The organism is Salegentibacter sp. 24, assembly GCF_004362395.1.
GTDB lineage: Bacteria > Bacteroidota > Bacteroidia > Flavobacteriales > Flavobacteriaceae > Salegentibacter.
In genome coordinates this window covers 99,174-113,611 of sequence record NZ_SNWE01000005.1, presented here as the reverse complement: position 1 = coordinate 113,611, position 14,438 = coordinate 99,174, and the positions used below count along the sequence as shown (strand labels likewise).

The 14,438-nt window shown below is 40.0% G+C and carries 9 protein-coding genes; all 9 read left to right on the top strand.

All coding sequences use genetic code 11. The annotated features are described in order from the left end of the window. Nucleotides 1-7 precede the first annotated feature (7 nt). Entirely contained in the window at nucleotides 8-1,585 is a 1,578-nt protein-coding gene (locus DET49_RS04890) for a RagB/SusD family nutrient uptake outer membrane protein (RefSeq protein ID WP_133546976.1), read from the top strand. Nucleotides 1,586-1,591: 6 nt separating this feature from the next. Further along, a complete protein-coding gene (locus DET49_RS04885; protein ID WP_133546975.1) occupies nucleotides 1,592-3,307 on the top strand; it encodes a LamG-like jellyroll fold domain-containing protein in 1,716 nt (571 codons plus the stop codon). 137 nt (nucleotides 3,308-3,444) lie between these two features. Continuing rightward, complete coding sequence (locus DET49_RS04880; RefSeq protein WP_133546974.1) at nucleotides 3,445-4,776, top strand: glucoamylase family protein; 1,332 nt, start codon at nucleotides 3,445-3,447, stop codon at nucleotides 4,774-4,776. A 13-nt stretch (nucleotides 4,777-4,789) separates the two neighbouring features. Then, nucleotides 4,790-6,949: a glucoamylase family protein gene (locus DET49_RS04875; RefSeq protein WP_243729533.1), complete on the top strand. Its 2,160-nt coding sequence runs from the start codon at nucleotides 4,790-4,792 to the stop codon at nucleotides 6,947-6,949. A gap of 44 nt (nucleotides 6,950-6,993) precedes the next feature. Then, a complete protein-coding gene (locus tag DET49_RS04870) occupies nucleotides 6,994-8,364 on the top strand; it encodes a glucoamylase family protein (RefSeq protein ID WP_133546973.1) in 1,371 nt (456 codons plus the stop codon). A gap of 5 nt (nucleotides 8,365-8,369) precedes the next feature. Next, nucleotides 8,370-9,368 carry a metallophosphoesterase gene (locus DET49_RS04865; RefSeq protein WP_133546972.1) on the top strand — a complete coding sequence of 333 codons (999 nt, stop codon included), beginning with the start codon at nucleotides 8,370-8,372 and terminating at the stop codon, nucleotides 9,366-9,368. Between the two features lie 35 nt (nucleotides 9,369-9,403). Further along, the gene (locus DET49_RS04860; RefSeq protein WP_133546971.1) at nucleotides 9,404-10,219 is read left to right on the top strand and encodes an alpha/beta hydrolase-fold protein; all 816 of its coding nucleotides are present in this window, start codon (nucleotides 9,404-9,406) and stop codon (nucleotides 10,217-10,219) included. A 29-nt stretch (nucleotides 10,220-10,248) separates the two neighbouring features. Then, on the top strand, nucleotides 10,249-12,054 hold the full coding sequence (locus DET49_RS04855) for a family 43 glycosylhydrolase (protein WP_133546970.1): 1,806 nt from the start codon (nucleotides 10,249-10,251) through the stop codon (nucleotides 12,052-12,054). 28 nt (nucleotides 12,055-12,082) lie between these two features. Then, nucleotides 12,083-14,356 carry a beta-glucosidase BglX gene (gene bglX / locus DET49_RS04850; protein WP_133546969.1) on the top strand — a complete coding sequence of 758 codons (2,274 nt, stop codon included), beginning with the start codon at nucleotides 12,083-12,085 and terminating at the stop codon, nucleotides 14,354-14,356. Nucleotides 14,357-14,438 lie beyond the last annotated feature (82 nt).

The window sequence follows — 14,438 nt, the reverse complement described above, 5'->3', positions numbered from 1 at the left end:
TGTTATTATGAAAAAATATAGTTTAATAAAATTTCTTCTTTTGTGCCTTGTTTTTGGCTTTGGAGTAAGCTCGTGTAGTGAGAAACTAGATGTGCGGGAGGGCCAGTTAAATACCGGTGATCTTGATTATACCGATGCCAGTAATATGATACAACCCCTAATTGGTGCTTATTACGAATTTGCCACCAGAGGATGGGAGGAACCACTTTTACTTGGTGTAAGAGGTGATGATGTAAATGCAGGTGGATTGGGAGATCAACAACCATTTGCCGATACCGATAGGTATGATTATGAAAAGAATTATTGGATGTATAATTCTCTTTGGAATGTGCATTACAATGATATTATTAATATGAACACAGCAATTCTGCAACTTGAAAACTTTAAAGAGTATGCAGATGAAGAGGGTATAGCAAGAGCGGATCAATATATCGCTGAAATTAAAGTATTGCGAGCTTATCTGCATTTTAATCTGGCAAGAGTTTGGGAAGATGTTTTTATAATAACTTCCAATCAGCCAGAAGAAGAGCTTGAGCTAGGTGTGTCATCTAAAGCGGATGTTATGCAGTTTATTTCCGATGAAATGGATATGGCAATTGAAAACCTGCCAGATATGCGTCCAAACGAACGTACTGATATTCGTGGTGGAGTGACAAAGTATACAGCCTACGCGCTTAAGGCTCTGGCTCATCAGGAGCTGGAAAATTACCAGGAAGTAGCAGATGCGGCAGGGGCAATTATAAGTTCAGGTAAATTTTCCCTTTATCCGGATTTTTATCAGTTGTTTAAAAAACCAGGAGAACTAAGTAACGAGAGCTTACTGGAAATCCAGTATTCTGATTATGGTACGGAAGCAGGAGATGAATTGTATCATCTATACGCTCCTTTTGGTCCGCAAAACTGGACACCCGTTCGTGAAAATGCGCAAAGTGGTTGGGGATTCTATGAACCTAGTGAAAAATTCATAAAATTTATGTTAGACCGTGATGAGGAAACCAGATTGGTGACAAGTGTACTATTTACCGACAGGGGTATTGCCGACCTCCAGGCAGATGGATATACAGATTTACCAGCATTTGTGTCAAATGTGACCCCTTCTGGCGATATTATTAATGATTATGCCCGTGCAAGATTCGCAAGCGGTAAACATTACCTGCCCTCCATCCAGCTTACCGATGGAAGAAATGACTACAGTGCAGGAAAGAACCTGATTGTTATCCGATATGCTGAAATTCTTCTGATGTATGCCGAGGCTATTACCCTGGGTGCTAGCGCACCAAGCATTTCAGCAGATGAAGCTGTAAATATAGTAAGAGACCGTGCCGATATGCAGCCATTAAGCGGTGTGACGCATCAACAGGTTTTGGACGAGAAATTCGCTGAATTATCTATGGAATTGGGGATTAGATATTATGATATGATTCGTCACGATAAATACGGGGAATTAAGTTATGACGGTAGAGAATTCTCAGCCGATGATGAATACCTGCCCTATCCACAGGCACAATTAGATGCATTACCTATTGAGGCAACTGCGGTAGATAGAGATACTCCAACAAACGAGATTTTGCGACAATTAAACTAAAAAATAATGAAAAAAATTAATAAATATTTTGTGGGTCTGTTTTCATTTATTCTACTATTAACCGCATGTGAATATGAAGGCATAGATCCACTTACAAAGGTAGATCCGGGTGCCGATGCGGGTAGTCCAGAAGTAACAATTAACTATCCTAATGAAGGTACGGCTATCCAAGTTCCTGAAGCCGTGGCTTCAATTGATATCCGGTTTAAGGTAGTCGATGATATAGAGGTCGATATGATTGAAGTTTTGGTAAACGGGAACCAGATTGCCACGTTTAATGAATTTCTTGACTATCGAATAGTAAATGAGGAGGTTAGTTTTGATAATGTGACCAATGGTGAACACACCCTTACTATTAAAGCTACAGATATTGCAGGGAACGTTACTACTAAAACTGTAAATTTCAGTAAAGAACCTCCCTATACTCCAAAATACGCAGGGGAATTCTTTTTTATGCCCATGGATGCAGATTTTACCGAACTGGTAAACATTTATATGGCAGAGGTAACCGGAAGCCCGATAATTTCTAGTGATTCCTATTTAGGGACTGGAAGTTATGAAGGTGTAGCTGAATCTTATATAGATGTACCACTTGACCAGGAAAATCTTGGAGATGAATTCACCGGTGCTTTCTGGTATAAGGTAAGTGCAGAGGCAGACCGTGCAGGAATCTTAGTGGCCGGTGCAAATGAGGAACGTCAACAAGGTTTTCGATTGTTCAGGGAAGGATCAGCCGAGGAGCAAAGGCTAAAATTAAATGTCGGCACTGGAACAGCAGAAAGCTGGAACGACGGTGGAGTAATTGATGTTACCGAAGGGGAATGGGTTCATATTGCGTTTAGTATAACTCCAACAGAAACAGTACTTTATTTCAACGGAATGCCTGTTAATACCGGTGTAATGGCTGGTGCCATTGATTGGACAGGAGTGGAACAACTTACCGTAGGTGCTGGTGGAGAAACTTTTAGTTACTGGAATCATAATTCAGATATAGGTAGTAATATAGATGAACTTAGGCTCTTTAATACTGCTCTTAGCCAGGAGGAAATTCAGGAATTGATCGATGCCTCTTCAATTACACTTGATATGCCATTTGATGGAGCTTATAAAGATATGGTTTCCAATCGCGAAGTTACTGTAGTAGGATCTCCAGGGTTTGCAGGGGAAAGTGTAGAAGGAACCAATGCCTATGCAGGTGCTGAAAATTCTTACCTACTATTACCATCTGACGGACTTCTAAGCGAAGAATTCAGTGCTACTTTCTGGTACAACGTAAATGCTTCTCCAGATCGTGCAGGAATTATAGTTGTTGGTCCCCTGGATGAAGACAGTCCTGATGCTCAAAATAATAGAACAAGTGGTTTCCGTCTCTTTAGAGAGGGAAGTGCCGATGCACAAACCATTAAATTGAACGTAGGGAATGGAACTTCTGATAGCTGGAATGACGGTGGTGTTTTAGACGCAACTGCAGGGGAATGGGTTCACGTTGCCTTTACTATTTCTGATTCTGAGACCGTGATCTATTTTGATGGCGAACCTGTAAACACTGGAACTATTTCTGGAGGTATTGACTGGACAGGAACCGATATAGTTTCCATAATGTCTGGTGCACCGAGGTTTACCGAATGGGGTCATTTGGCCGATCAAAGTTATTTAGACAAGCTTCGTTTCTACAATAAGGCACTAACTCAGGAAGAGATACAGGCTGCAATGGCCCAATAGATTTCTTAAAATAATTCCGGCCTTAAAGGGGCCGGAATCTTTTTTGCCTCGCTAATATAATTTAAGCGAGATAGCTTTTAATTTTCTAATAAAAATTAGGAAATGACAATTTAATTCTCCCCAATAACGAAATCATAATGATTAGATACTTGTATTTTATAGGGTTAATGATGGTTTTCTCATCCTGTTCCAGTGATGAGGGGCCGGGATACCAGGAACCATATGATCCTGATTCAGAAATCGAAGAGGAAGAAAAATTAACTGACCAAGAACTACTGGAAAAAGTACAGCAGCAAACCTTTAAGTATTTCTGGGATTTTGCTGCGCCTAATTCAGGCTTAGCACTTGAGCGGTCCCAAGCAGATGCTTACGGGGGGCAGGGAAGAAATATTGTAGCAATAGGAGGTTCCGGTTTTGGTCTTGCTGCTTTTCCAGTTGCAGTTGAGCGCGGTTGGATAAGTAGATCAGATGCTGTAGCAAGGTTGGATAAAATCCTTGATTTCTTAGAAGAAGTACCAACCTATCACGGTGCTTTTTCGCACTGGTATCTAGATGATGTGGCTCAAACTCGTCCTTTCGGCAATATGGATGATGGGGGAGACCTGGTAGAAACTGCTTTCCTAATGCAGGGATTACTGATTAATCGACAGTATTTTTCTGAGCAAACAAATATAACAGCGCGAATTACGCAACTGTGGGAGGCTGTTGAGTGGGACTGGTATACACAGGAAGAAAACGTTTTGTACTGGCACTGGTCACCAACTTATAATTTTGAAAAAAACCTGAAAATTCAAGGCTGGAATGAATCTCTTATGGTGTATGTACTTGCTTCGGCATCGCCTACCTATCCTATTGAGCCCGAAGTCTATCACCAGGGTTGGGCATCCAATGGTAATATGGTGAATAATCGTCAGCATTATGGCTTAGATTTACCTCTGGGACCTGCATATGGAGGACCATTGTTTTTTGCACATTATTCATTTATAGGTCTGGATCCCCGAAATCTAAGTGATCAATATGCTAATTACTGGCAACAAAATACGGCTCATAGTCTTATTCATTATAATTATGCCATAGATAATCCCAAGAATTTTGAAGGTTATGGTGAGCACAGCTGGGGTTTTACGGCAAGTGATAGCTATGAAGGTTATGCGGCTCACAGTCCCGCGAATGATCTTGGAGTGATTACACCTACTGCAGCATTATCCTCTTTCCCATATACACCTGAGGAATCTATGAAGGCCCTTCGTTATTTCTATGAAGAAATTGGAGATAAACTTTGGGGACCTTATGGTTTCTATGATGCTTTTTCTGAAGAAGAGAACTGGGTAGCCGATGGATACCTGGCCATAGACCAGGGACCAATTATTTCTATGATAGAAAATCATAGAACTGGTTTAGTTTGGGATCTTTTTATGCAAGATGAAGAAATACAAGCCGGGCTAGATAAACTTGGATTTAAATATTAATTGAACTAGGGTGATGAAGATAAGTGGTGTTTTTTGGTTTTGTCTATTTTTCCCATTGATGCAATATGCCCAGGAAACTCAATACAACCACGTTTTTTTCGATAATAGTTTAATGGAAAAAAGTTGGTTTTATGGGGAAACTTCTTATACTTCCCCCTCTTATATTCTAAACATTCAAGGTAGGCTTCCAATAGCCTCTGAACTGGCTTTTACACCAGGCAATAGTCTTCAGTTAAATTATAGTTCAGCCCCTAAAGGCAGCTGGAAAGTAAACCTTATATATCCGGAATGGCGTGGGAAGGATTTTTTAAAAAAAGGCAACCTATTAAGTCTCTGGTTATATTTTCCTCAATCAATCTCCAAAGAAAAACTCCCTGAAATAGCCATTGGAAGGGGCCCGGAGCTTATCTCAAATTATATTCCCCTAGGTGAGTATATCACAGGTTATGCAGAAAAAAAATGGATACAGGTAAAAGTTCCCCTGGAAAGATTTAAGGGGTTTACCAATAGTAATGGTATCAGGATTGTGTCACTCAAACAATCACCTTTCGATATTGGTAAACATGAAATTTTAATAGACCAGGTGGAAATAATTAATGAAACAATTTCCACTAGAAAAATACCATCTCCGGAAATAAAAAGTGCAGAAGCTTATGAAAGACATGTAGATATAAATTGGTCTCTTGAGAGTATTGACGAAGTACGTTATGTTAAAATTTACCGTTCTGAGGACAACAAGAACTTCGTCGGTGTTGGGGTTCAAAGTCCAGATGAATTCTCTCGATATGCCGATTATACAGGGGTTCCTGGAAAAACCTACTTCTATAAGCTAAGCAGCCTTAGTTATGATTATGTTGAAACTTCACTGACCGAATCCGTCAAAGTGACCACCAGGGAAATGAGTGATAAGGAGCTGCTGGATATGGTTCAGAAAGCTAGTTTTCGTTACTACTGGGAGGGTGCAGAACCTAATAGTGGTTTAGCCCTTGAAAATATACCTGGAAGAAAGAATATGATTGCTACAGGAGCTTCAGGTTTTGGGATTATGGCTTTGATCGTAGGAACAGAAAGAGGCTTTATATCTAAAGAAGAATTTATTACGCGAATGGAAAAAATAGTTCGTTTTGTTGAAAATGGAGATCGATTTCATGGCGCATTACCACATTTTATGGATGGACCAACTGGCAGAGTGGAAGCATTTTTCGGGAAATATGATGATGGAGCTGATTTGGTTGAAACCTCTTTTTTCATTCAGGGGCTTTTAGCAGCCGAACAATATCTGTCAAAAAATAATCCGGAAGAAAGAAACCTAAGAGATAGAATTTCTGCTATTTGGAAAGATGTAGAATGGGATTGGTTTAAAAAGAAGCAAGATAGTCCATACCTATTCTGGCATTGGTCTCCAGAATATAAATGGCATATAAATCATAAGCTTATTGGGTGGAATGAAACTATGATAACTTATATCCTCGCAATAGCCTCTCCGACTCATGGTATTTCACCTGAAATGTATTACAGTGGTTGGGCAAGTCAGGATAGTATCGCAAAAAGTTACCGCGCTAATTGGGGGCAAACAGCAGAAGGTTCTATGTATACCAATAATACAAGTTATTTTGGAATCCCATTGGAGATAGGTGTAGGTGTGGGAGGTCCTCTGTTTTTTACCCATTACTCTTTTCTTGGGCTCAATCCAAAAAAAATGGAAGATAAATACACCAACTATTTCGAAAATAACAAGGCTATTGTTTCCATCAATTACAGGTATTGCTGTGAGAATCCCGGAGATTTTGAAGGTTATGGTAAGGAAAGCTGGGGTCTAACCGCAAGTGACGGCCCCTGGGGTTATAAAGCTCGAGAAGCAAAAGCTGAAATGGACGATGGTACCATCGCACCCACTGGTGCTATAGCTTCATTTCCCTATACCCCGGACAAATCAATGCAAGCTTTAAAACACTTTTACCGTGAATATGGTTCTTTTCTTTGGGGGGAATATGGTTTTAGGGATGCATTTAATTTATCAGAAGACTGGACTGCCGATATTTTTATGGGATTAAATCAGGCTCCAATGGTAGTGATGATAGAAAATTATAGAAGCGGTCTCATATGGGATCTGTTTATGAAGAATGAAAATGTCCATGAAGCACTTAGGGCAATAAGAAAAGTAGAAAATTAGTCTTTTACTATTATAATTAAACCGAAAACTAAATTATATATTCAATGACACACTTTAAATCAACCATCCTCTTACTCGCTTTGCTGTTTTGCATAGGTTGTAAAAATGAAGATAAAAGTGAAGCTAACAAAGAAACGAAAGGAACCCAAGCCCTTTCCAAAGAAGCCCTGCTAGATACTGTTCAGAAGCAAACACTAAAATATTTTTGGGAATATGCCGAACCTAATTCAGGAATGGCCCGGGAGCGTTATCATCCAGATGGGGTATATCCAAAGGATGATGCGCACGTGGTCACCACTGGAGGTACTGGTTTTGGATTAATGGCCATTGTAGCGGGGATGGAACGTGAGTTTATTCCCAGGGATTCAGCGATAGCTCGTTTAGATAAGATTGCCAATTTCTTAGATAAGGCTCCTAGATTTCACGGGGTTTGGCCACATTGGCTAAACGGCGAAACCGGAGATGTTCAGGCTTTTAGTGATAAAGATAATGGCGGAGATCTTGTTGAAACTTCCTTTCTAGCCCAGGGCTTTCTCGTAGTCCGTGAATATTTGAAAAATGGAAACGAAAGAGAAAAAGAAGTGGCGGCAAAATATGATAAATTATGGAAAGGTATCGAGTGGGAATGGTACACCAATAATAAAGACGGACTTTACTGGCACTGGTCACCGGATTACCAGTGGGAAATGGATTTTATGATCGAAGGTTATAATGAATGTTTGATTACTTATATTATGGCCGCTTCTTCTCCAGATCACGCAATTGAAGCTGATGCCTACCATGATGGCTGGGCTAGGAGCGGAAATATTGTGAGCGATAAAGAAGCCTACGGAATACCTCTGATCTTAAAACATAATACCTCCGGGGATAAAGCAGGCCCACTTTTTTGGGCGCACTATTCTTATTTAGGCTTGAATCCTAAGGGACTCGTAGATATATATGCAAATTACTGGGATTTGAACGTGAATCACACTAAAATAAATTATCAATACGCTCAGGAAAATCCCAATGATTTTGAAACCTATACTGAGAATTCCTGGGGCTTAACCGCCAGTTATACCCGTAATGAAGATGACGGTATTGGCTATGCGGCACATTCCCCGGATTCAGATCGCGGTGTGGTTTCTCCAACTGGCGCGATTAGTTCTATTCCGTATACCCCTGAGATTTCATTAGCTGCTATGCGATATTTCTTTGAAGAGCAGAATGACTTGCTATGGGGACCTGCAGGTTTTTACGATGCTTTTAGTCTTGAAGGTGAAGATTGGGTAGCTCCAAAATACCTGGCAATAGATCAGGGGCCTCAAGTTGTAATGATAGAAAATTATAGAAGTGGCCTTATTTGGGATTTATTTATGGGAGCACCTGAGGTGCAGAAGGGATTAGACAAATTGGGATTCAATATTTCTAATTAATTTATATGATTGAATTCTTTATATACTTCCGTAAAAATTGGAGCCTACAGCTAGTGCTTGTGGTATTTGCAGTTTCAAAAACTACTTCAGCACAGCAGCAAGCTTTTGAATTTGTGGTGCTTCCAGATACCCAAACGTATGTTGAAGAATATCCTGAAATTTATTTACACCAAATGCAATGGTTGGCCAACAATCAGGAAAGATTTTCCTTTGCCTTGCATGTCGGTGATATTACCCAAAATAATAGTGGGAAGGAGTGGGATATAGCTAAAAAAGGCTTCAATATCCTGCAGGGAAAAGTACCTTATTCTTTTGCACTTGGAAATCATGATATGGGCAGTAAAATCGGGAAATTTGCCGATACAAGAAATACTTCTTTAGCCAATGCTTTTTTTCCGTCTAATGATATCTCCAATCTTGTTGCATCTTTTCCGAAGGGTAAAATAGATAATCTACTGAGCGAATTTAAGATTGGAGAACAAAAATGGATGGTGCTTTCCCTAGAGTTTGGCCCGCGTAATAAAACTATTGCATGGGCTAACGACATGATTTCAAAATATCCTGATCATAATTTTATAGTGGTCACCCATGCTTACCTCTACGAGGACGGGTCACTTCACGATGGGGAAGACTGGTGGCTCCCCGAAAATTATGGTATTGGAAAGGATATTGGTAAGGAAGCTCCAAATAATGGCCGGCAACTTTGGGAGAAATTGATTAAGAAACACGAAAATATCAAAATGGTTTTTTCTGGCCATATTCTTAAATCTGGAGTCGGAACTTTAGTTAGTGAGGGAGAAAAGGGGAATAAAGTATACCAAATGCTCGCCAATTACCAAAAAGGAGTTGAAGGCACAAAAAAAGGAGGCAATGGTTTTCTAAGAATTATTAAAGTTGATCCTGAAAATCAAAAAATTGATGTAAAAACATATTCTCCCTGGCTAGATGAATTTAAAAAAGAACAGGATCATGACTTCACATTTGAAAACACTCATTTAAAATAGTAGCACTAAACCACAAAGGTTTTATATATCAAAAAATGAAAAAAAGATTTTTATACCTAGTAACATTATTTATCCTAATTATGTTGTTAATCCCGATAACAGTAGCGGCACAGGAACAACAGGCCTATAAAAAGGAGCAATTTATTAAAGATGGTGATACCTTAAATTACCGTATTCTATTTCCGAAGGATTTTTCTCAGGCTAAAAAATATCCCGTGGTTTTATTTCTGCATGGGGCGGGAGAAAGAGGAAACGATAATCAGTCCCAATTAACTCACGGGAGTGAATTATTTCTGAAGAATCAGGAGGATTTCCCTGCTATAGTTATTTTTCCGCAGGCGCCAAAAGATGATTACTGGGCCAAGGTTGAAGTGAATCGTGATACCATTCCTTTTCAGTTTGATTTTATGAATGATAAGCCTGCTACGAAATCTTTGCAACTTGTGATGGATTTAATGGAAAAAATGATTTCTAAGCCATATGTGAATGAAGACCGAATTTATCTTGGTGGACTCTCCATGGGTGGAATGGGCACCTTCGAACTCATTTATAAAAGACCTGGAATGTTCGCTGCAGCCTTTGCAATTTGTGGCGGTGCAAATCCCGAAATAGCTAAAGAATATCCACAAGGGTTCAATATTTGGCTATTTCATGGAAAAAAGGACGATGTAGTATTACCAAAGTATTCCGAGGCAATGGCTCGTGCCATTAATCACTATGGGGGAAATGCTAAACTTTCCCTTTACCCGGACGATAATCACAACAGCTGGGATTCGGCATTTGCTGAACCAAATTTATTACCCTGGCTATTTTCACATAAACTAACTAAAAGAAAACAACTAAAAAATTAGGCAGTTATTAACCAGTTTAAGACGCAAAGATGAAAAGTTTTAAAAATATTCTTACTACAGCGGCCTTATTATTTGGCGCATTAATGTTTGCACAGGAAGTGGTACCAGAAACTTATATTAATCCTTTGGATATTGACTATTCTTATATGGTTTATAATTCAAGTGATAATATTTCATATCGTTCCGGTGCTGATCCTGCGGTAATTGAATTTCAAGGCGAGTATTATATGTTTGTTACCCGTTCTTTTGGTTATTGGCATAGCACCGATTTGATTAACTGGGAATTTATTAAACCGAAACAATGGTTTTTCGAGGGGTCCAATGCGCCAACGGCTTTCAATTATAAGGATTCGCTAGTATATTTTGCTGGTGATCCTGCGGGTTATGGGAGTATTCTTTACACGGATGACCCGAAAAGTGGTAATTGGACCCCCACCGCCTCCATTAGTAATAATATTCAGGATTCGGAATTATTTATCGACGATGATGGGAAAACCTATTTGTATTGGGGCTCCTCGAATGTCCATCCTCTTCGTGTGAAAATGCTAGATAAAAATGATCGTTTTCTTGAAACCGGAGTTGAAAAAGAGCTTATCAACCTGGTTGAAGAAGAACACGGTTGGGAGCGTTTTGGTCAAAATAATTACCATCCAACCATAAAGGAAGGTTACATGGAAGGAGCCTCGATGACAAAACATGATGGTAAATATTATCTACAATATGCGGCTCCTGGAACACAATTTAATGTATACGCCGATGCCGCTTACATTGGAGAAACCCCACTTGGGCCATTTACTTACATGAAAAATAATCCCATGAGTTTCAAACCAGGTGGTTTTGCTAACGGGGCGGGCCACGGAATTACGATGAAACAAACCAATGGCCAATATTGGCATTTTGCAACCATGGCCCTGGCTTCGAACTCCCATTGGGAACGTCGTCTAAGCATGTTCCCTACCTATTTTGATCAAGAAGGATTAATGTACACCAATACAAGTTATGGCGATTACCCGTTGTTCGGTCCCGATCATCCAACAATGGCAGGACAACACAGTGGTTGGATGTTGCTTTCTTACAAGGGAAATGCAACAGTTTCTTCCTCAGAAATGCAGGTGAGAAAAAGTACTGCTACCGATGGGGATTATGACATTAAGGAAATGCCTCTAGAAAGAAACAGTGAGGGTGAAATTATTTCCAAGTTGTTAACCGACGAAAGCCCGAAATCTTTTTGGGTTGCTAAGGCCAATAATGATGAGCAATGGGTTGAGATCGAAATGCTCTCACCTGGAAATATATATGCTTTTCAACTGAATTTTCATGATCAGGACGCAGGCATATATACCCGTACGGAAGGCTTGAGACACCGGTTTATACTTGAGGTCTCTGAAAATGGCACAGACTGGGAGACAGTAGTAGACCGAAGTGAAAGCTATGAAGATGCCCCCAATGCCTACATTACCCTAAGTCAGCCTGTAAAAGCAAAATATGTAAGATATAAAAATGTGGAAGTTCCTGGAAAAAACCTGGCATTGTCCGAAATAAGAGTATTTGGTAAGGGTTTAGGAGAGAAGCCAGCAACGGTGAAAGGATTCACCGTATCAAGAGAAAAGGACAGAAGAAATGCCTCCCTGAAATGGAACCCGGTGGAAGGAGCTCAGGGCTACAATATCCGATGGGGTATCGCGCCAGATAAATTATATCAATCCTGGTTAATTTATGATAGGAATGAGCATTTTATGCGTAGCCTGGATCGTGATACACAGTATTATTTTAGTATTGAGGCATTCAATGAAAATGGCATTTCAGAAAGATCTCCGGTATTACAAGTAGAATAAAAAATGTTGATAATATAAACTAAATAAAATGAGAAGAATTTATCTAATACTTGGCTTGACAATATGTACAGCAGCATCGGTTCTGCAAGCACAAGCACAGATTCCCGAAGTAGAGGAATTACTCAGTAAAATGACTCTTGAAGAGAAAATAGGTCAATTAAATTTAGTAACTCCCGGCGGAGGTGTAGCCACTGGATCGGTAGTTAGTGAAGATGTAGAGGCTAAAATAAAAGAGGGAAATGTTGGAGGTATTTTTGGAGTTTCCAGTCCAGAAAAAGTCAGACAGGCACAAAAACTTGCCGTAGAGAATTCTCGTTTAGGCATTCCCCTTTTAATCGGATCTGATGTTATCCATGGTTATAAAACCACCTTTCCTATTCCTCTTGGACTTTCTTCCAGTTGGGATATGGATTTGATTAAAGAAACCGCTCAAATAGCCGCAAAAGAAGCCACGGCTGATGGTATAAACTGGAATTTCTCACCTATGGTAGATATCGCCCGTGACCCGCGTTGGGGTCGAATTGCTGAAGGAGCAGGAGAAGATCCTTATTTGGGTTCTCAAGTTGCCAGGGCAATGGTAGAAGGTTATCAGGGTGAGGATTTTTCGGCACCTAATACGATGTTGGCGACAGTAAAGCACCTGGCACTTTATGGAGCAGTTGAGGCCGGCCGTGATTACAATTCGGTAGATATGAGTAAGATAAAAATGTTCAATGAATATTTACCGCCATATAAAGCTGCGGTAGACGCTGGAGTTGCCAGCGCGATGACATCCTTTAACGACATTCACGGGGTACCCGCTTCTGGAAACAAATGGTTAATTACCGATTTACTCCGGGAACGTTGGGGTTTTGACGGTTTTGTGGTTTCAGATTATACTTCGGTTAACGAAATGATCGCACACGGTATGGGAGATCTTCAGGATGTTTCTGCTTTGGCAATAAATGCCGGACTTGATATGGATATGGTTGGAGAAGGATTCTTAACTACGCTTAAGAAATCTGTTGAAGAAGGAAAGGTGTCTGAAGAACAAATTACTAAAGCTGTACGTCGAATCCTGGAAGCCAAACATAAATTAGGACTTCTAGATAATCCTTATTTGTATTCTGATGAAAGCAGACCTGAAAAAGATATTCTAACTGAAGAAAATCGCTCCATAGCTCGAAAAGCAGCAAGACGTTCTTTCGTGTTATTAAAAAAGCATAAAAACACCCTTCCTTTGTCTAAAGATGCTAAAATTGCATTGGTAGGACCAATGGCCAATAACAAGAACAATATGTTAGGAACCTGGGCGCCAACAGGCAATCCGGAACTTTCAGTTCCGATTTTGGAAGGTTTAAGAAATGTGGCTCCCCAGGCAGAAATCACTTACGCAAAAGGTGCTAATATTAGCAATGATAGTGTTTTCGCAGACAAAGTGAACGTGTTTGGTCCACGTATTGAGATTTCAGAAAAATCACCTGAAGCTATGATTGAAGAGGCTTTGGAAGTTTCTAGAGGCGCTGATGTTATTGTTGCAGCCGTAGGTGAGGCTACTGAAATGAGCGGGGAAGCGGCAAGTCGTACCAGTTTAAGTATCCCTGAAAGTCAGAAGAAGCTAATTAGAGCGCTTGTAAAAACGGGAAAACCTGTAGTCTTAGTGCTTATGAGCGGCCGACCCCTTGTGATAGAAGAAGAAATGCAAATGCCCGTAAGTATTCTTCAGGTTTGGCATCCTGGTGTAGAAGCTGGTAATGCAATAGCTGATGTGATTTTCGGAGATTATAATCCTTCAGGAAAACTAACAGCAACCTGGCCAAGAAATGTTGGACAAATTCCAATCTATTATCGAATGAAAACTACTGGCAGACCAGCTCCTGAAAGCGGAGAGTTTCAGAAATTTAAAAGCAATTACCTGGATTCACCTAATTCTCCTCTATTGCCTTTTGGTTACGGATTGAGCTATACTAATTTTGAATATGGGGAAACTAAAATTAGTGACAATAAATTAAGCAAAGGTGGCACCATCACCATTACCACAACTGTAACCAATACAGGAGCATATGATGGAGCAGAGGTAGTCCAACTTTATACGCACGATAAAGTGCGGAGCATTACACCTCCAAAAAAGGAGTTGAAGGCCTTTAAAAAGATCTTATTAGAAAAAGGAGAATCTAAAAAAGTAAGTTTTGAAATATCTGCTGAAGACCTGAAATTCTATAATGCGAACCTTGAATTTGTGGTTGAACCCGGTGAATTTGAATTTTTCGTTGCGGGAAGTTCAGATCATCAGTTCACAGGAACTTTTACTGTAGTGGAGTAATTTTTCATTAATGCCTAGTCCTGAGATGCCCTACTATCTCGGGGCTTTTTTATCCCGCTTCGGCGGGATTTTCTGTTAGGTC